This window comes from Acidobacteriota bacterium, assembly GCA_026707545.1.
In the GTDB taxonomy this organism is placed as follows: Bacteria; Acidobacteriota; Thermoanaerobaculia; order Multivoradales; family Multivoraceae; genus Multivorans.
This window is the reverse complement of sequence record JAPOWR010000001.1, coordinates 1,547,154-1,565,706: the sequence shown is the minus strand read 5'-3', so window position 1 is coordinate 1,565,706 and position 18,553 is coordinate 1,547,154. Positions and strand designations below refer to the sequence as shown.

At 69.1% G+C, this 18,553-nt stretch carries 14 protein-coding genes; 7 read left to right on the top strand and 7 right to left on the bottom strand.

Annotation, left to right across the window (positions count from 1 at the left end; translation table 11 throughout):
- Positions 1-10: 10 nt before the first annotated feature.
- From OXG83_06245 to OXG83_06235, 3 genes are read right to left on the bottom strand one after another with little or no spacing between them, the layout of a single operon-like run.
- Positions 11-3,175 carry an efflux RND transporter permease subunit gene (locus OXG83_06245; GenBank protein MCY3964616.1) on the bottom strand — a complete coding sequence of 1,055 codons (3,165 nt, stop codon included), beginning with the start codon at positions 3,173-3,175 and terminating at the stop codon, positions 11-13.
- A gap of 8 nt (positions 3,176-3,183) precedes the next feature.
- Positions 3,184-4,437, bottom strand: coding sequence for an efflux RND transporter periplasmic adaptor subunit (locus tag OXG83_06240; GenBank protein MCY3964615.1), 1,254 nt, complete (start codon positions 4,435-4,437; stop codon positions 3,184-3,186).
- A 35-nt stretch (positions 4,438-4,472) separates the two neighbouring features.
- Entirely contained in the window at positions 4,473-5,009 is a 537-nt protein-coding gene (locus OXG83_06235; GenBank protein ID MCY3964614.1) for a MarR family transcriptional regulator, read from the bottom strand.
- A 157-nt stretch (positions 5,010-5,166) separates the two neighbouring features.
- Here OXG83_06235 and OXG83_06230 point away from each other — a divergent pair, with 157 nt between their 5' ends.
- Positions 5,167-5,562, top strand: a complete 396-nt coding sequence (locus OXG83_06230; GenBank protein MCY3964613.1) for a hypothetical protein — start codon at positions 5,167-5,169, stop codon at positions 5,560-5,562.
- On the opposite strand, the gene OXG83_06225 is transcribed toward OXG83_06230, so the two are convergent.
- The gene (locus tag OXG83_06225) at positions 5,525-6,826 is read right to left on the bottom strand and encodes a hypothetical protein (protein ID MCY3964612.1); all 1,302 of its coding nucleotides are present in this window, start codon (positions 6,824-6,826) and stop codon (positions 5,525-5,527) included. The two genes, OXG83_06230 and OXG83_06225, sit on opposite strands and share 38 nt — an antisense overlap.
- 91 nt (positions 6,827-6,917) lie before the next feature.
- The gene (smc, locus tag OXG83_06220) at positions 6,918-10,460 is read right to left on the bottom strand and encodes a chromosome segregation protein SMC (GenBank protein ID MCY3964611.1); all 3,543 of its coding nucleotides are present in this window, start codon (positions 10,458-10,460) and stop codon (positions 6,918-6,920) included.
- Positions 10,461-10,612: 152 nt separating this feature from the next.
- Here smc and pyrR point away from each other — a divergent pair, with 152 nt between their 5' ends.
- The 3 genes from pyrR to OXG83_06205 are packed head-to-tail and all read left to right on the top strand — an operon-like array spanning position 10,613 to position 13,394.
- Complete coding sequence (pyrR, locus tag OXG83_06215; protein MCY3964610.1) at positions 10,613-11,158, top strand: bifunctional pyr operon transcriptional regulator/uracil phosphoribosyltransferase PyrR; 546 nt, start codon at positions 10,613-10,615, stop codon at positions 11,156-11,158.
- The gene (locus tag OXG83_06210; GenBank protein ID MCY3964609.1) at positions 11,155-12,108 is read left to right on the top strand and encodes an aspartate carbamoyltransferase catalytic subunit; all 954 of its coding nucleotides are present in this window, start codon (positions 11,155-11,157) and stop codon (positions 12,106-12,108) included. Before pyrR ends, OXG83_06210 begins: the two co-directional genes overlap by 4 nt.
- Entirely contained in the window at positions 12,105-13,394 is a 1,290-nt protein-coding gene (locus OXG83_06205) for a dihydroorotase (GenBank protein ID MCY3964608.1), read from the top strand. Before OXG83_06210 ends, OXG83_06205 begins: the two co-directional genes overlap by 4 nt.
- A 23-nt stretch (positions 13,395-13,417) precedes the next feature.
- Here OXG83_06205 and OXG83_06200 read toward each other — a convergent pair whose 3' ends face one another.
- Complete coding sequence (locus OXG83_06200) at positions 13,418-14,224, bottom strand: SDR family oxidoreductase (protein MCY3964607.1); 807 nt, start codon at positions 14,222-14,224, stop codon at positions 13,418-13,420.
- A 61-nt stretch (positions 14,225-14,285) separates the two neighbouring features.
- On the opposite strand from OXG83_06200, the gene tcuA reads away from it, so the two are divergent.
- From tcuA to OXG83_06185, 3 genes are all read left to right on the top strand, one after another.
- Entirely contained in the window at positions 14,286-15,779 is a 1,494-nt protein-coding gene (gene tcuA / locus OXG83_06195; protein MCY3964606.1) for an FAD-dependent tricarballylate dehydrogenase TcuA, read from the top strand.
- Positions 15,772-16,818, top strand: coding sequence for a M23 family metallopeptidase (locus OXG83_06190; GenBank protein MCY3964605.1), 1,047 nt, complete (start codon positions 15,772-15,774; stop codon positions 16,816-16,818). The genes tcuA and OXG83_06190 overlap by 8 nt, the downstream gene beginning before the upstream one ends.
- Before the next feature lie 121 nt (positions 16,819-16,939).
- Positions 16,940-17,596: an HAD family phosphatase gene (locus tag OXG83_06185; protein MCY3964604.1), complete on the top strand. Its 657-nt coding sequence runs from the start codon at positions 16,940-16,942 to the stop codon at positions 17,594-17,596.
- Between the two features lie 21 nt (positions 17,597-17,617).
- On the opposite strand, the gene OXG83_06180 is transcribed toward OXG83_06185, so the two are convergent.
- A complete protein-coding gene (locus tag OXG83_06180) occupies positions 17,618-18,418 on the bottom strand; it encodes a carboxypeptidase regulatory-like domain-containing protein (GenBank protein MCY3964603.1) in 801 nt (266 codons plus the stop codon).
- Positions 18,419-18,553: the final 135 nt, after the last annotated feature.

The following is an 18,553-nucleotide window of genomic DNA, read 5'->3' as shown; positions in this document are numbered from 1 at the left end:
TCCGGCGCGTTCAGGCCTGAACCCGGGAGCGCTGCAGCGCCGGCGCGGCTTGCGGCAGGTGCACGCCGGCCTTCCGTGCCGCCTTCCGCCGGCCGCGTATGGCGCGTCGCCGTTCCCGACCGCGCTCGACCAGCAGATAGAGCGAGGGCACGAAGATCAGCGTGATCAGGGTCGAGGCGAGCAGACCGCCGACGACGACCCGCGCCAGGGGCGCCTGGAGTTCGGAGCCCTCGCCGAGTCCGAGGGTCAGCGGCAGCAGGCCGAGTGCGGTGGTCAGCGTCGTCATCAGGATGGGCCGCAGGCGGCGGCGCGATCCACGGATCAGGGCCTCGCGGAGCGTGCAGCCGACATCCCGGCGCATGCGGTTCACGTTGTCGACCAGCACGATCGCGTTGTTGACCACGATGCCGACCAGGACGACGAGGCCGAGGAAGGAGTTCATGTTCAGGGTCGTGCCCGTGACCGCCAGGGTCAGGAGCACGCCGAGCAGCGAGAAGGGCACCGCGGTCATGATGACCAGGGGCTGGACCAGAGACTCGAACTGGACCGCCATCACGGTGTAGACGAGGAAGACGGCCAGCAGTACGCCGATGAGCAACTCCACGAAGACCTGGCGCTGCTCTTCCAGCTCACCGCCCATCTCGACGGTGAAGCCGTAGGGCGTCTCGACCCGGGCCAGAGCGGCCTCGACGTCGCTCGCCACATCGCTGAACCTCCGCCCGTCGATGCCGGCGAGGACCTGCATGTAGCGCTCCTGGTTCTCGCGGTTGATGGACAGGGGCCCCTCGCCCGGATTGATGCTGGCGACCGAACCCAGGGGCACGATGTCGCCGCGCGGAGTCACGATGGGGAGCTGCGGCAACTGCTCGATGCGCAGCCGGTCCTCGGGCTGGAGCTGGACCCGGATGTCGAACTCGTCGCCCTGGTCGCGGAACTTGGTCGCCACCCGTCCGAGGACGTAGTGCTCGACCGCGTCGGCGACCTGGCTGCCGTTGAGACCGAGTTCGGCGAGGCGGGCGCGATCGACCCGGAGGGTTCGCTCGAGCTGGCCGGACTCGCGGTCGAGCCGCGGGTGAACGACCCCGGGGACCGCGGCCATCGCATCGATCACGCGCTGGGCGAGGTCATTGCCCTGGTCCAGGTCGTGGCCGCGGATCTCGACGACGAGACGGGCGTCCTGGCCGCCGCGCATCATCCGCATCATCATGTTGTTGGACGAGGCGTAGAGCTGGATCTGGGCCGCCGGCACGTCGGCGATGGCATGGCGGATCGACGCGAGGATCTCCTCCTGCCCGCGACTTCGATCGGTCAGCGGGGTGAGCATGACCTCCATCGTGCCCTGGTTGGACTGGGCGGGCCGCCACCAGCTCTCGGGACCGGCGGTCGTGATCAGGCTGTCGAGTTCGTCGGGTCTCAGCGCGCCACGGACGCGACTCTCGATCTCCTTCATCGTGCCGGTGGTCGCGTCGAGCGGAGCGCCAACGGGCATCTCGACCCGCATGTTGAGCTGGCCCTCGTCGCTTTCGGGCATCAGCTCGAGCCCGATCACCGGAACCAGGGCGAGGGATCCGAGCAGGAGCACGACGGCCGTGGCCATCACCAGGCCGGGCCTGCCGAGGGCCCACTCGATCATCCGGCCATAGGCCATGTCGACCGGCCCGAGGGCGGCGACGCACTCGTCCGTCACCTGGCGGCTCTTCGGGACCTCCCGCAGCCAGCGGGCGGCGGCGGCCGGAATCAGTGTCAGGGCGACGAATAGCGCGCAGAGCAGGGCGAAGCTGACGGTGATCGCCAACTGGTTGAAGAAGATCCCGGCGAATCCGGAGATGAAGACCACCGGCAGGAAGACGGCCACGGTGGTCAGTGTGCCGGCCGCGATCGCCATCGCCACTTCGTTGCTGCCGGCGATCGCCGCGGCGGTAGGACGTTCGCCCTCGTGGAGCCGGCGGTAGATGCTCTCGAGCACCACGATGGAGCCGTCGACCAGCATGCCGACGCCGAGCGCGATGCCGGCCAGGGAGATCACGTTCAGGGTGAAGCCGTTGAAGTACATCAGGGAGATCGTCGCCAGCACCGAGATCGGGATGGCCGCGCCGACGATCAGGGTCGCCCGCATGTCGCGGAGGAAGAACATCAGCACGAGCACGGCCAGCGCGGCGCCGAACAGGGCCCCCAACTGGACGTTGTTCACGGCCTGGCGGATGAACTCGGCGCCGTCCATGAGGATCGTGATCTCGGCGCGGCCGGCGTAGTCGCGGTTGATCGCGTCGATCTCGCGCTTCAAGCGGTCCACGACCTCGACCGTGTTCGCGCCGGACTGCTTCATCACGTACATCCGCATGCCCGGATCGCCGTTGATCCACAGCTCGTTGGTCAACTCGCGGATGCCGTCGTCGACCCGTCCGACGTCCCGCACCAGGATCGGCCGGCCGTCGCGGATGGCCACGATCGTGTTCTCTACGTCGACCTTGCGTTCGAACTCGCCGATCGCGCGGATCAGGACCTCTCGCCCGGTCTCCAGCATGTCGCCGGCGGAGACGTTGCGGTTCTCCCGGGACAGGGCCATCGTGACCTCGCTGGGCGTGATCCCGAGCGCCGCCATCCGGTCGGCGGCGAGCTGGACCTGGATCTCCCGCACGCGGCCGCCCTGGATTTCCGCCGAGGCGACGCCGGGCAGGCGTTCCAGCCGCCGGCTGATCGTCTGTTCGGCCATGTGGCGGACCTGGCGCGCGTCGCCCGTGCCCGACAGGCCCAGGAAGACGACCGGCATGTCGGACAGGTTGAACTTGAACAGGGTCGGTTCGGAGGCGTCCTCCGGCAGCATGCCCCGCACGAAGTCGAGCTGCTCGCGGATGTCGTTCACGACTTCGTTCAGGTCGACGCCCCAGTCGAACTGGGCCTGGATGCTGCTCATGCCCTCCGCGGACATGGAGTTCAACTGGTCGAGGCCGGTGACGGTGGACAGTGCCTGCTCGACCGGCCGGGTGATCAGGCTCTCCATTTCCTCCGGCGCCACTCCCTCGTAGGTCGTCGTGATGGAGATGCGGGGCATGTCGACTTCCGGCATCAGGTCGACGGCGAGCTGGCGTACCGCGACCAGACCGACCACGACGACGCAGACGTAGAGCATGGTCACGCCCACCGGGCGGTTGGCGGAGAGACGGGGAAGGTTCATCGTCGGCCTCAGAATCCGGCGGCACCGGTGGGGGAGGGCTCGGGCTCATTGCGGACCACCCGCACCGGCGCGCCGTTGCCGAGCTGGTCGTGCCCCAGGGTCAGCACCAGGTCGCCGACTTCGAGCAGGCCCTCAACGGCGCTGAACTCGCCGGAACGCCCGGCGACGGTCACCCTCCGCCACTCGGCCAGACCGTCGACCGGCACCAGGACACCGACCGAGCGGGCGCCGTCCATCGCCACGCGTTCCAGCAGGGCGGTACCGGGCACGATCAGGGCGTTGTCGAGGTCACGCAGGCTGACGGAGACATCGGCGTACATGCCCGGCAGCAGCAGTTCGTCCGTCTCGGCCAGCTCGCCCTCGACGAGGACGGTGCGGTCGTTGCGGCGTACCTCGCCGGCTACCCGGCGCACGATGCCGGAGAAGGTTCGTTCGCCCGTCGCCTCGGTGGCCACGTCGAAGGCGGCGCCGGTCTGCACCGCGGAGAGATCCCGTTCCGGCACTCGGAACTGGACCAGGAGCGGCGCCTCCTCGACAAGGCGCAGAATCGGCGTGCCCGGCTGGACCAGGGCGCCGCGGTCCAGGTAGCGGTCCGAGACGACGGCATCGAAGGGGGCTCGCACGCGTGTGTTCGCGAACTGCTCGGCAAGCAGCGCCTCGCGAGCGGCCGACTGCTGGACCTGGGCTTCGCCGGCGGCCAGGTTCGCCTTGGTCGTCGCGTACTGGGAAGTGACCTGCTGCTGTTCCTGCTCGGAGAGTAGACCCTGGTCGTAGAGCTCCATCGCCCGCTGGTAGTCGGCTTCGACGCCGACGAGTTCGGCGGCGGCGCGATCGCGGTTCGCTTCGGCGACACCGAGCTGGCCGCGTGCCTCCTGGAGCTGGTTCCTCACTTCGACGTCCGCGATCACGGCAAGCACCGTGCCGCCAGCGACTCGCTGGCCGATTCGTGCCGGCACGTCGACCAAAAGCCCCGAAACCTGGGGCGAGATATCGGAGACTTCACCCACGAGTTCGCCCGAGTAGGCGGTGCGCACGGAGAGGTGCCCGCGTCGGGCGGCTTCCGCCCGCACGGGAACCGCCTGAGCCAGGGTCGCGTCGGCACCGGGTACCGGTCCCGACTGTGGGCCGCGTGTCAGGGCAATGACGGCCGCTGCGGCCAGGACGAGCGTTCCGGCCACGGCGACCGCGATCCACGGGCCTTTCAGCCGGCGGCGGCGGGGAGCGGGGCCGGAGCGGGTTGTTCCGGGTCGGATGATGGCCATGGGTTCGTTCTCTCTCGGTGTGATCCTGCTTGCGGTCAGGAAGCGACCCGGTCCGGCCCCTGCCCAAAGGCGGCGAGCGCCGAATCGAAGCTGTCGGCCAGGATGGCGTAGAAACGGATGAGCCCATCGAGGCGCGCCTGGACGACCGCGGCGTCGCCCGGCTCCGGTCCGAGGGCCTGCTTCATCTCCGCTGCCATTGCCTGCCGGGCGCGGAAGCGGTCGATGACGCGTTGCAGCAGACCGGGCTGTTCGTTGATCTGGAAGTAGTCGCGGCGGTCGCCCGGGCGGGTGACGCGTTCGATCACGCCCATGTTCTCGAGCAACCGGGTGTTCGTACTGATGCTGCCGCGGCTGACGCGCAGGCGCTCGGCGAGGAGGTCGAAGCGGACGGGTCGCGGCGACAGGAGGAGCAGCCCGACGAGGCGGCCCGCGATCCGGGGCAGGCGGTCTTCTTCGAGTGCCAGCCCCATGCCCTCGATGAAGCGCTCCTCGGCGGCGCGGAGGCTCATCTCGGAGGGCGTGGCGGTTTCTGCGGACTGGTCGGAAGCGGGAATCGGCTCGGAGACGGTCATGAGTCAGAGATGTTGGAACATCCGGTTTGTTTTGTCAAGACTGAACAAGATGAACGGCCAGGTCCTTGCGCCCGGCTCCGGCTCGGTTGCGTTCCGTGGGGCTAGGCCCTAGTTTCGAGCGGTGCCGAAGTCACGCGGCAGGCGACGCCCACTCCCTGTGCCCCTCGTGCTGGGCCTCGCCATGCTGGTCTTCGCGCTGCTGCAGGTCAACGACCCGGATCCGCTGATCTGGGTGACCTATTACGCGGCGATCGCTTTCGCCTGCATGGTTGCCGCGTTTGGGAGGCTGTCCAGGGTCGCGTTCCTTGTACTGGCGGCGGTGACCCTGGCGGGCGTCGCGCTGACCTTTCCCGGCTTCGTCGACTGGGTCTTCCACCGTCCGACCAGCGACCTCTGGGCGCCGATGTCGGCCGACAGGATGTACATCGAGCACAGCCGGGAGCTGTTGGGGCTGGTGATCGCCGGCGCCTTTCTCGTGACGGCGGACCGGCTGTCGCGGACGCGGGATGAGAACTCTACGGTTCGCCCTCCGGAGCCGCCGCACTCATCATGAAGCCCATCATCATCTCGTCGGTCGACGGCTGACCGAAGCGCACCGTGCGGCTCGAGTCGAAGCCGTACTGCGCCGCCTTGGCGGCGGAGTTGTCGTACCAGGCGGTGTACTCGATCCGGGTGCCCTTGGGAATGCGCTTCAACTCGTCGTAGTAGTAGACCGTCTGCCAGGAGAAATCGAAGCGAGGCACGTCGAGCAGCACCTCCGTGGTGCCGTCGGGGTAGAAGGCCTCGAAGCGCGCCGCCTTGCCGCGCATGTGCATGTGCGGCATGAGGGCGATGATGTCCGTGTCGTGACGGGCGACCGTGGAGTAGGGGCCTACCTGGTGGTTGCCGTCGTTCGGCGGGATCGCGAAGGTGAAGTTCATGATCGGCCGGAGGCCCGAGCCCAGTGAGCGAGTCACGGGTTCGTCGGCGAAGACGAAACCGATCGACGACTGATCCCACACGCCGGTGCCCGCTCCCGCCTCCTTGTGGTAGTGGATGTCGAAGGTCACCCGCGAGCCCTTCCTGAGCAGGAAGCCGTACCCTTCCGGGTAGCGGTTCGCGTCGCTGCCGGACGAGACGCCGCCCATGTAGCTGCCGGCGTTCTCGGGCGAGGGCGCGATCTGATCCTGGTTGGGGAACTCGGGTGGCGGTGGCAGATCGCCGTTCTCGTCGGGCGGCAGCAGGTGCAGGTTGAAGTGGTGGATGACGTCGCTGTCCGGCTTGCACTGAAAGGCGACCACCCAGCGGTCCTCGGGCAGATCCTCTTCGGTGAGGACGTAGGAGAATGCGGCGTAGAGGTCGTCGACGTCGTCCTCGACGAAGTAGGGCTCCGGCATCGTCACGACCAGATCGGGCTCGCCGACCACCCAGCCGCCCGTGCTCGGGAACTCGCGCGGCGGTGGGGCGTCCGCCGCGTCGCCGGCGGCGGCGCCGGACGTGGACCAGTTCACCAGGATCTCGATCTCGTTTGGTCCCAGCACGCGTTCGTTGGCGAACGTCCCGTCATGTTGCGGGTGCGCGTCCCACGGCGGCATCTCGCGGGCGGCGACCGTGCGTGCGATCGAGCGGGCCCAGGGTCGGACTTCACCGTACGTGGTCAAGGCCATCGGCGCCCTCATGCCGCCGTAGTTGGCTCCCGCGGGGCGGTGGCAGTCCTGGCAGTGCATCTGGAGCACCGGAAGCACGTCGGCGTAGAAGGTGGGCGCGTCGCGGTCGGCCGCGGCCGCGGATCCGGTGGCCAGGGCGAGGACGAGGGTAGAGAGGGCTGCGCGGTTCATGGCGTCAGCGTACCAGCGCGGCTGCTTCGCGGCGGGCCGGATGCCGGCCAGAAGGCCGGCGCACCCAGGGCGGCGCACTCAGTGGGCCGGTTCAGGCGGTCGCTAACTGCTGCTCGGGGTGCATCTCGTCGACATCGACGCCGACGATCTTCGATACGCCGTGTTCCTCCATCGTCACGCCGTACAGCGTGCTCGCCGCCTGCATTGTCAACTTGTTGTGGGTGATGACGAGGAACTGGGTGTCGGCCGACATCCGCTTCAGCATGTCGACGAAGCGCAGGATGTTCGCGTCGTCGAGGGGCGCGTCCACCTCGTCGAGGATGCAGAAGGGCGAGGGCTTCGTCTGGAACAGCGCGAACAGCAGGGCAATCGCTGCCAGCGCCTTCTCGCCGCCCGACAGCAGCATGATGTTCTGCGCCCGCTTGCCCGGCGGCCGGGCAGTGATCTCGATACCGCAGTCCAGCGGGTCGTCCTCGTCCATCAGGCGCATCTCGGCTTCGCCGCCGCGGAAGAGTTCGGTGAAGGTGCGCCCGAAGTTCTCGTTCACTTCGCGGAAGGCGGCGACAAAACGCTCGGACGAGGTCCTGTCGATGTCGCGGATCGTCCGCTTCAGGCTCTCGATCGACTCCACGACGTCGTTCCGTTGCCCGGTCAGGAACTCGTGCCGCTCCTGGTGCTCGTCGTACTCGTCGGCGGCGAGGACGTTGACGGGCCCCATCCGCTCCAGCAGGGCTCGGCGCCGTCCCAGTTCCTCGGTCATCGCGTCCAGGTCCGGCGCCTGGTCGGTGCCGACCGCGCGAAGTTCCAGGTCGTCCAGGTTGCGCCCGAACTCCTGGTGGTACTCCCGGCCCAGGTGCTCGGAGTCCTGCTGCAGGCCGGCCTGCCGGACCCGCAGTTCCTCGATCCGTCCGCGCAGCTCGTCGCGGCGCGCGCCCTGTTCCCGGAGTTGTGCCTCAAGCTTCCGGCCACGCTCCCGTTCGTCGTCGAGGGCTCGCTGTGCGCCGACGGCTTCATCCTGTGCATTCGTGCGCTCGGCGAGAGCCTCTTCCAGCTCCCGGCGCGCTGCGACCGCGGCGGCTTCGTGCTCGCCGACTCGCCGGCGTAGCCGCTCCGTCTCGGTGGCCCACGCTGCGTCGGCCTCATCGAGCGATGCGATCTGGCCCTCGACGCGCTCCCGCTCGGTTCGCTCCGATGTGGCGCGCTCTTCGATCAGGTCGAGTTGACCCTGCCGGCCGGCTCCGGCGGTGAGGCGCTCTTCGCGCTCGCTACGGGCACGTTCGACGGCGGCGCTCGCTTCGTCGGTCGCCTGCTCCAGGTCGGCGAGCCGGGTCTCCGCGTCCTCTATCTCCTTCTCGACCCTGGACCGCCTTGCCCCTCTCGCTTCGATCTCGGTTTCCAGTGCGTCGTGTTCGGCCCGCGCCGTCCGGTGCTCGGCACGGAGGGCGGCGCGCCGTTCGCCGATGTCCTCGAGACGCGCCTTCGCCACGGCCAGTTGCTCGCGAAGTTCCGCCGCCGCCCGCTCCAGGCGCTGGCCCTCCGCGGCGGCCCGGCGAATGCGCTCGCGAGCTGCCTCGATCTCTCGGCCAAGGGTGGAACGTTGCTCTTCGAGTTCGTCGATCGAGCGTTCCAGGTCCTCCATCTCCCGCTGACGTCCGAGCGCGCCCAGCGCCGCCTGCTCGCCGCGCACCGTGATCTGGCCGGCCTCGATCCAGAGACGGTCCCGGCACAGGAAAGCCACGCCTGGATGGTCCGGCGCCAGACGGTCGGCATCCTCCGGACTCTCGACGAGGTAGGCGGGGGGAAGGGCGCCGCGAACGTCCTCGGTGAGCCCGAGAGCGGTGGACAGGTCGCCGAGGATCGCCGGATCCTCGACCGGCGGGAGGCGCTTCGCGCCGTTGCCGGCGCGCAGCAGGGTTGCCTGGAAGTCGGAGCCGCCGATCGCCCGGGCGATGGCCAGGGCGTCTTCGTCGCCGGGCGTCATGACGGCACTCTGCAGTGGACCGAGAAACAGGTCGAGGCTGTGCTCCCAGCCCTCGGGCACGGTCACCTCGTCTCCCAGGAAACGGGGTTCCGGGAGACCCAACTCGAGCAGGGCCCGGCGAATCTCGCTTCGCCGCTCGGCGTCGCGCTGACCCAGTTCGTCGAGCACGGCAGCCCTCTTCTGCGCCTCGATCAGTTCCTCGCGGCAGGCTTCGAGTTCGACCTGTGCTTGCCTTCGGCGGTTCCGGTCCTCTTCGAGCGCGGCCGCCACGCGCCGGGCGGTCTCGGTTTCCGTGTCCAGCGCCACCTCCAGGGACTCGATCTTGGTGCGGACGGCTCCGAGCTCCACGTCGATCGCCTTGAGCGCGTCCCGGCTTCGAAGGAGGACCTCATCCGCGCGTTCGCGGCGATCGACCGCCTTCTCGCTGCCGATGCGTTCGGCCACTAGGCGGCTGCGCAGTTCGCGCTGGTGCGCGCGGCACGCCGAGAGTTCGTCCAGGAGCAGGCCCTGCCGCTTGCGGGCGTCCGCGATCGTGGCGTCGGCCGTACCGATCCGCCGCCGATCCTCCTGGACGGCGGCAAGGGCCTGCTCGCGCTTCGACTGGAGCTGTCGCCGCCTCCCGAGCAGAGCGGCCAGGCGTTCTTCGGCCGCCGAGCGGTCGCGTCGTCGCCGCTCGGCGTTTTCGGTGCCGGACTCGAGTCGTTCGGCGATTTCAGCGAGAGTGCTGTGCGCGCCGTTGATCTGTGCCTGACGTCCCTCGATCGTCGCGAGCAGCTTCGCCTGGCGCTCGTTCGAGCGCACGGCGTCCTCGGTGCGGGCCTCGATCGCGTGCTGGCAGGCGGCGAACTCCGCGTTCCCGCGGGCGAGTTCGGCCAGCAGGTCGGCCTCCCGGTCTGTCTCCTGCTTCAGGGTCTCGGCCAGATCGTCCAGATCGGCCCGAAGCAAAACCCAGCGCTCCCGCAACACGGCGTCGAGCAGGTCCCGGTAGGCCTGCCGGCGTTCCCCGAAACGACGGGCCGCGTTTGCCTGCCGTTTCAGCGAGCGGAGCCGGCGCTCGACCTCGGCGATGATGTCGTCGAGACGCAGCAGGGCGGCGGTCGCATCCTCGAGCTTGAGCGACGCCAGACGCTTGCGGTTCTTGTAGCGGGTGATGCCGGCGGCTTCTTCGAGGAGCTTGCGCCGGTCCTGGGGTTTGCCCGACAGGATCATGCCGATTCGCCCCTGCTCGATCACGGAGTAGGCGCGGATGCCCAGACCCGTGTCCATCAGGATGTCGCGGACGTCCTTGAGTCGGACGACGCGATCGTTCAACCGGTACTGGGCGTCACCGCCGCGGAAGATACGGCGACCGATTGTGATCCGGCCATCCTCCGCTTGCGGCGTGGTGCCGTCGGTGAGGAAGGTCAGGCTGACCTCCGCCATCCCCAAGGGCTTGCGCTGGTGGCTGCCGTTGAATATGACTTCCTCCATGGAGGATCCGCGGAGGGACTTGGGGCTCTGCTCGCCCAGCACCCAGGTGACCGCCTCGGCCAGGTTGCTCTTGCCGCAGCCGTTCGGCCCGACGATCGCGGTGATGCCCGGCGCGAAGCGGCTCGTGATCGGCTCAACGAACGTCTTGAAGCCGTTGACCTCGAGACGTTCCAGTTTGAGCATGGGTGCTTCGGGCAGCGGAGCGGCCGACTGCCATGCGGGAACTTAGCAGCTTTCATGCATAAGTCACAACTGGTTGTGTCGCGTTCGCCGGCTTTCCACAACATATAGCGCGAGCGGCTGACGGCTGATACGCTCCCGCGCCAGTGGCCGAACTGACCGTCAAGAGGACTCTGTTCGATGCCCGCCAGATGGCGCGAATGATGCGCCGGATGGCCGCGGAACTCGTCGAGCGGGCCGGCGGCACGGACACGTTGATGCTGGTCGGCGTGCGCACCCGCGGAGTTCCGCTGGCCGACTTCGTAGCCGCGGAGATCGTGCGCACCGAGGGCGTCGAATTGCCGGTTGGCATCCTCGACATCACGCTCTACCGCGACGACCTTTCGACGATCGCGCCGCAACCCGTGGTCAAGGAAAGCGTGCTGCCGGCGCCGATCGAGGACAAGATCGTCGTGCTCTGCGACGACGTGCTCTACAGCGGCCGCACGATCCGCGCCGCGATGGACGCGCTGATGGACTACGGCCGGCCGAAGGCGATCCGGCTCGCGGTGCTGATCGACCGCGGCCACCGCGAGCTGCCGATCCACGCGGACTGCATCGGCGAGTACGTGCAGACGACGGACACCGAAGTGATCAAGGTCTCCTACGCCGCCACCGACGACGGCAAGGAGATGGTCGAGCTCCTCGAGCGCGAAGGGTGAGCGATCTCGTGTGGCAGCGCGGCGACCTGCTGGGGGTCGCCGAGTTGTCCACGGCCGAGATCATCCACATTCTCGACACGGCCGAGTCCTTCGTCGAGGTCGCGGCGCGGCCGATCAAGAAGGTGCCGACCCTGCGCGGCAAGACGGTGATCAACCTCTTCTTCGAGCCGTCGACGCGCACGAGTTCCAGTTTCGAGATCGCGGAGAAGCGGCTCTCGGCGGACAACATCAATTTCTCCACCTCGGGTTCGTCGCTGTCCAAGGGCGAGACGCTTCTCGACACCGCGCGCAACCTGGAGGCCATGGCCCCCGACCTCGTGGTGATCCGTCATGCCCACCCCCGGGTGCCGCACGCGCTGGCGGCGCGCCTCGCGGCCGGGGTCATCAACGCCGGTGACGGCGCCCACGAGCACCCGACCCAGGCCCTGCTCGATGCCTTCACGATCCGCCGCCACAAGGGCGAAGTGGAGGGCCTCAAGGTGGCGATCGTCGGTGACGTGGCGCACAGCCGGGTGGTGCGCTCGAATGTCCTTTGCCTCTCCAGGCTGGGCGCGAACGTCACCGTGGCCGGCCCGCGCACGATGATGCCCGAGGAGCCCGAGGCGCTCGGCGCGACGGTCGCCTACTCGCTCGACGAAGCGACCCGCGGCGCGGATGTGATCATGATGCTGCGGGTGCAGTTGGAGCGGCAGGCGCGCGCCACCTTCCCATCGGAGCGCGAGTACTTCGACTTCTTCGGTCTCACTGCGGAGCGCCTGAAGGGCGCTTCGGACGACGTGATCATCATGCACCCGGGACCGATGAACCGCGGCATCGAGATCGCCAGCGAAGTGGCGGACGGCCCCTGGTCGGTGATCCTCGAGCAGGTGGCCAACGGCGTCGCGGTGCGGATGGCGGTTCTCTATCTCCTGGCAGGCGCCAAGGAGCGGCGCGGAGACCTTGTGACGTGACCGCGGCCTTGGTGATCCGGGGCGGCCGGGTCGTCGACCCGAGCCAGGAACTCGACGGATCGGCCGACGTGTTGATCGAGGACGGTGCGGTCACGGCTTGCGGTCCGGAGCTCCGGACGCCGGACGGCGCACGCGAGGTGGACGCCTCCGGCCTGGTCGTCGCGCCGGGGCTCATCGACATGCACGTCCACCTGCGGGAGCCGGGGCAGGAGTACAAGGAGACGATCGAGAGCGGCACGCGCGCGTCCGCCGCGGGGGGCTTCGTCGCGGTCGCCTGCATGCCGAACACCGAGCCGGTGAACGACGATCCCTCCGTCACCGAGTTCATCCTCCGCCAGGCGGAACGCGCGGGCTACGCCCGTGTGTACCCGATCTCGGCGGTGAGCAGAGGCCTCGAGGGGCGGGAACTGACCGAGTTCGGCGCGCAGCGCCGGGCCGGAGCGGTGGCGGTGTCGGACGACGGCCGGCCGGTCTGGAACGCGGCGCTCATGCGACAGGCGCTGCGCTACGCCCGCCACTTCGATCTGCCGGTGATCCAGCATGCGGAGGAGCTCGAACTCTCGGGCGACGGGGTGATGCACGAGGGCGCGTGCTCGACCCGGCTGGGGGTCGAGGGGATTCCCGGTGCAGCCGACGACGTGATGGTCGGTCGGGACCTGATGCTCTCCGCGGACACGGGCGGCCGTTACCACCTGGCCCACATGTCGACCGCGCGCAGCGTGGCGCTGGTCCGCGACGCGAAGGCGGACGGTTGCCGGGTCACGAGCGAGGTCTCGGCCCATCACCTGCTGCTCTGTGACGAGGATGTCTTCGAATCCGGTCTCGACCCGGACTTCAAGATGCACCCGCCGCTCCGTAGCGCCTCCGACCGCGACGCCCTGGTTGTCGGCATCGCCGACGGTTCGATCGACGCGATCGCGAGCGATCACGCGCCCCATCACCCGGACGAGAAGGAACTCGACTTCGTGGCCGCGCCGAACGGCGTGGTGGGGCTCGAGACGACGCTCAGCCTGTGCCTGGACCGGCTGGTAGGACAGGGCGTGATCGATCTGCCGCGGTTGGTCGAATTACTCTCAGTGGCGCCGGCGCGGATTCTGAGCGTTCCGGGCGGCAGCCTGGCTCCGGGCTCGCCCGGCGACGTGACCTTGATCGACCTGGACCGCGAAGTCGCGGTCGAACCGGCCGCCTTTCAGAGCAAGTCGCGCAACACGCCCTTCGCGGGCTGGAAGCTGCGCGGCGCTCCGGCCGGCACGATCGTCGGCGGCCGGCCGATCGAGTTGCCGTAGCCTGGCGGCCCCGGCAACCGTCGTCAGCCGATGCTGCGGCCTCCGTCGACGTCGAGGCAGACGCCGGTGAGGAAGGCGGCGTCGTCGGAGGCGAGATAGGCGACGGCGGCGGCGACGTCCTCCGGTTCGGCGAGGCGGCCGAGCGGGATCGTCGCCTCGAGGATCTCGCGTCCCTTTTCGCCCAGCGGCCGGCCACCGGACGGCCCCTTCATGAAGTCCGTGTCGGCGGCGACCGGGTTGACCGCGTTGACCCGAATGCCGTGCGGAGCGAGTTCCGAGGCCAGGCCCCGCGTCAACGTGACGACGGCCCCCTTCGTCGCGTTGTAAGCGGTCAGGCGCGGGCGCGGGCGAACCGCGCCGATCGAGGCGGTGTTCACGATCACGCCACCGCCGCGTTCGAGCAGTCGCGGCACGCCATGCACGGCGCCCAGATAGACGCTCTTGACGTTGACCTCGAAGATGCGGTCGTAGTCCGCCTCGGGTAGTTCCCAGAGCGGCTTCGCCCGGTGGCAGTAGCCCGCGTTGTTCACCAGGATGTCGATGCCGCCGAACGCGCCGCAGGTCCGCTCCATCAGTCGGCGCAGGTCGTCATCCTGCGAGACGTCGACGGTTTCGAAGAGGACTCTTGCGCCGCGCTTCGCGAGTTGTGCCGTCGTCCGTTTCCCGTTGGATGAGTCGATGTCCGCGAGCGCCACGGCGGCGCCCTCGCGGGCGAGTCGTCGAGCGATCGCCCGGCCAAAGCCGCCTGCGGCGCCGGTCACGACGGCGACCTTGCCGGCGAAGCGGCCGTTCGTGTGCGCGACGTCGTAGCTGCTCTTCGAATCGTCCATGCCGAGAGTCTCCCTGAGTAGGCGGGCTACGCTACCTTTCCGCGCCGGACGCGGGGAGATCATGGAGGAACGGGCAGCAGTCAAGCGGCATGTCGTCGTCGTCGGCGCGGGCAATGCGGCACTGTGCGCCGCGCTTTCGGCGCGTGAGAGCGGTGCGTCGGTGACGGTGCTCGAACGTGCGCCCCGGCCGGAGCACGGCGGCAACAGCCGGTTCACGATGGCGTCGATGCGGTTCGCGTATTCGGGTCTCGACGAGCTGCAGGAAGTGGCCGGTCCCCTGAGCGCCGAAGAAGTCGGGGCAAGCGACTTCGGGTCCTACCCGGAGGGTCGGTTCCTCCGGGACCTGGAGCGGATGAGCGGCGGGCGGGCCGACCCGGCTCTGATCGCGGCACTCGTCGCTCGAAGCCGTCCCACGCTGCGCTGGATGCGTGGGCTCGGCGTGGAGTTCGTTCCGCTCTACTCCGGTCAGGCGTTCGAGGTCAACGGCAAGCGCCGGTTCTGGGGTGGCCTGACCCTGCAGGCGCGGGGCGGCGGCCCCGGCCTGGTGGCGTCGCTGCGGCGGGCGGCGGAGCGGACCGGCATCGGGATCCTCCACGAGCACCGCGCGGTCGGTCTGCTGATGGACGGTGGGGCGGTTCGCGGCGTCGAAGTCGACGAACCGTCGGGCGTCCGTTCCATGCCGGCGGACGCCGTGGTGCTGGCCAGCGGCGGGTTCGAGGCCAACCGCGAGTGGCGGCGGCAGCACCTGGGCGAGGGTTGGGAAGCGGCCAGGGTGCGCGGCAGCCGCTACAACACGGGCGACGGCATACGGATGGCGCTCGAAGCCGGCGCGGCGCGCGCCGGACAGTGGACCGGCTGTCACGCGGTCGCCTGGGACCTGAACGCGCCCGAAGTCGGCAATCTGGAGGTCCGGCATCGCTACCAGAAGCACAGCTATCCGCTGGGCATCGTCGTCAACGCCCGCGGCGAGCGATTCCTCGACGAGGGCGCGGACTTCCGGAACTACACCTACGCGCGCTACGGCCGCGAGGTACTGGAGCAGCCAGGCCGGTTCGCATGGCAGGTCTTCGACGCCCGGGTCGCCGGTTTGCTCAGGGACGAGTACCGGCAGTCGCATGCGACCGCGGTCAGGGCCGGCTCGGTGGAGGAGCTCGCGGGCCACCTCGAGGGCGTCGACGAACCGGGTTTCCTCCGCACGGTGCGGGAGTTCAACGACGCCGTGCGGCGGGACGTGCCCTTCGATCCCAGCGTCCGGGACGGAAGATCGACCCGCGGTCTCGACCCGGAGAAGTCGAACTGGGCCAATCCGCTCGAGCAGCCGCCCTTCGAGGCGTACGCCGTCACCTGCGGCATCACGTTCACCTTCGGCGGTCTGTCGGTGGACGCCAGGGCGCGGGTCCTGGACGAGGCGGGCGGAGCGCTACCGGGCCTGTTCGCGGCCGGCGAACTGGTTGGAGGCCTGTTCTATGACAACTACCCCGGCGGTTCCGGCCTGACGGCCGGCGCGGTCTTCGGCCGGATGGCCGGCGCCGGAGCGGCGGGACGTGATGGCTGACCGGCGCCCTGGCGGCAACTACAGCCTCTGGGAGATCCAGGTTCACGGCCCGCGCGGCAATGTGCGCTACATGAGGGTCACGAAGCTGCGGCTGCAGCTCGTCGTCTCCCTGACCGTCGTGTTCCTCGCCTACTTCGTCAACGCCGTCGCCGCGGCGCCGACGTTGGTGGGGCTCGAGTTGTTCCGCGCCGATGAGGTCGAACTGGTCGAGGCGCGCCTGCGTGTCGGCGAGAGATTCGAGGCGCTCACCGGACGCTACGAGGAGATGCGCGCCGTGGCTTCCGATCTCGACGACCGTCTCTGCAAGGTGGTTCTCGCCTACGGCGTCGAGGGGGCTGCTGCTGCCTGCGGACTGCCGGTCGATCTTGGAATCGCGCCGGGAGCGACGATCTCCGCAGAGGAGACCCGGGAGGTGCGAGAGGCGATCGAAGAGGATGTCGAGGGTGTCATCGGGCGCCTCGCCGGTCGCCTGGAAGCCGCGGTCGGCGTCGAGACAGAGCGGCCTGACCTGGTCCAGTTCACCCCGTCGGCGTCCCCGCTGCGCGGCGACGACTTCGTTCTGGTGGCCCCCTTCGGCGAGACCACGAACCGCGTGACTTCGGTCGCCGAGTTCCACCACGGGATCGATCTGGCGGCCCCGGCCGGCGCGCCGGTCCGGGCAACCGCCGCCGGGCGGGTGACCTTCGCGGGTCGCGGTACCGCCCTGGGACCCGCGTGGAGACGCTACGGCCGCATGCTGGGAATCCGCCACGGCGACGGTTTCATCACGGTCTACGGGCACCTGGAAGAGACCGAGGTTCGCGCCGGACAGCGAGTCGAGCGCGGCCAGAGGATCGGGACGGTGGGGATGACCGGCTGGAGCGTCGAACCGAACCTGCACTATGGCATCCTCCGCCGCCGGAACGATGGAAGCTACGAACCCGTCGACCCGAGGATCCACATCCTCGACTACCGCTGGCGCGATGAGCAGGCCCTGGTCTCCGGAGTCGCGCCGGCGCCGGACGGCTTCCCGCCGTTGCCGCGGACGCTGCTGCGCTAGGGGAATCGCTTCACCGAAATGAGACGCGAATGAAGTACCGAGCGGTCATCTTCGACCTCGGCGGCGTCATCTGCCGGGTTGCCGCGGCTCGCCCCGGGGCGAGCCGTTGGAGGATTGGCTAGTGGAATACCGAGCAGTCATCTTCGACCTCGGCGGCGTCGTCTTCGGCTCGCCCCTGCATGCGATCCGCCGTTATGAGCTGGAGAATGGGATCGAGGAGAACTTCGTCAACCGCCTGGTCGTGTCGGCCGGGCCGGCAGGTTCCTGGCAGCGGATGGAGCGCGGCGAACTCGTCATGGGGCCGGAGTTCTTCGCCGCCTTTGACCGCGACGTCGAGGCGGCCGATCCGGCGGTCGCCGGGCGCTTCTCGGCCGAGGACATGATGGCGGCGATCGCCGAGGAATCGATGGCGCGGCCGCGGATGGTCGAGGCGATACGGCGGCTGCGGGCGGAGGGCTACACGGTGGCGGCGCTGACCAACAACTGGGTCAGCGAGGAGGAACGCGAACCGAAGAATGCGGAGGACGCAGCGATGCGGGCCGAGGTCCGCGCCTTGTTCCACGACTACGTCGAATCGAGCGTGGTCGGCCTGCGCAAGCCGGACCCGGCGATCTACGAACTGGCGTGCTCCCGGCTCGGCGTCGAGCCGCGGGAAGCGGTGTTCCTCGACGACATCGGATCGAACCTGAAGACGGCGCGGGCTCTCGGCATGACGACGATCAAGGTCGACGATCCGGACGAGGCCCTCGCCGAGCTGTGGCGGACGCTCGAGTCCTGACCGGGCGCCGCAGTCAGCCCGTCACTGAGCCGCCGGCGACTCCGGCTGCGCGAACGTGAGATCGACCGTGGCGGTGAGGCCGTCGAGCAGGGTGACGCCGGACCGCATCGTGCCTAGACGTTCGTGCCAGGCCTCGATCGTGTAGGTGCCGGCCGGGAGCCCGGGAATCTCGAACGAGCCGTCCGTTCCGGTGACGGCGAAGTAGGGATGGTCGAACACCGCCAGGTAGGTCGACATCCACGGGTGAACGTCGCACTTGATGCGGAACGCCGGCTCCTCGTCGGTGAAGGAGAAGGTGGCGCGCTTGATGGCCCCCGGCATCGCGCGGTTGAAGGGCGCGTTGACCTCGGACAGCGAATGGACGTTGTGCAGCAGTTCATCGGAGTTCAGGACCAGGAGTTCCTGGCCGACCATGATGCCGGCGACGTGGGGTGTGTAGCGGCAGCCCACCTGGTCGATCACCGGAGGCTCCGCCAGGGGGTACGGCCCCGGGGGAAGGTTGTCGGCGACGTAGACCAGGACGTTGGCCAGCCCGGCCTGTTCGTCGACGTCGAGAGTCTCGGGGAAGACGGGTTCGGTGTGCTTGGCGGCGCAGGCCGGGTCGGCGTCCATGTTCAGGGGTTGCAACCGGGGCAGGTCGCCGTCGTAGCGGACGGCGCCGGCGATCGTGCTGCTGCCGAGCGGCTCTGTCGGCGGGGCCTCGGCGGCCGGTTCCGGCGGCGGATCGCTGCCCGCGTCACCGCCGCAGCCGGCCGACGCGACGACGAGCAACCCAAGGACAGGAAACAGGAATCCGCGGAGAGAATGCTTGAGATCGGTCATGACACGCGATTCTACGCGCGTCTCTCGCTCCCGACCTCGGGATTCGGCTTCGGCCGGCTGGTTTCCTTGACCCGAATGGGGGCCGATGTTAGCTTCCGCGCGATCCGTGGCCCGGCCGCCCTTGAGGGTACCGCC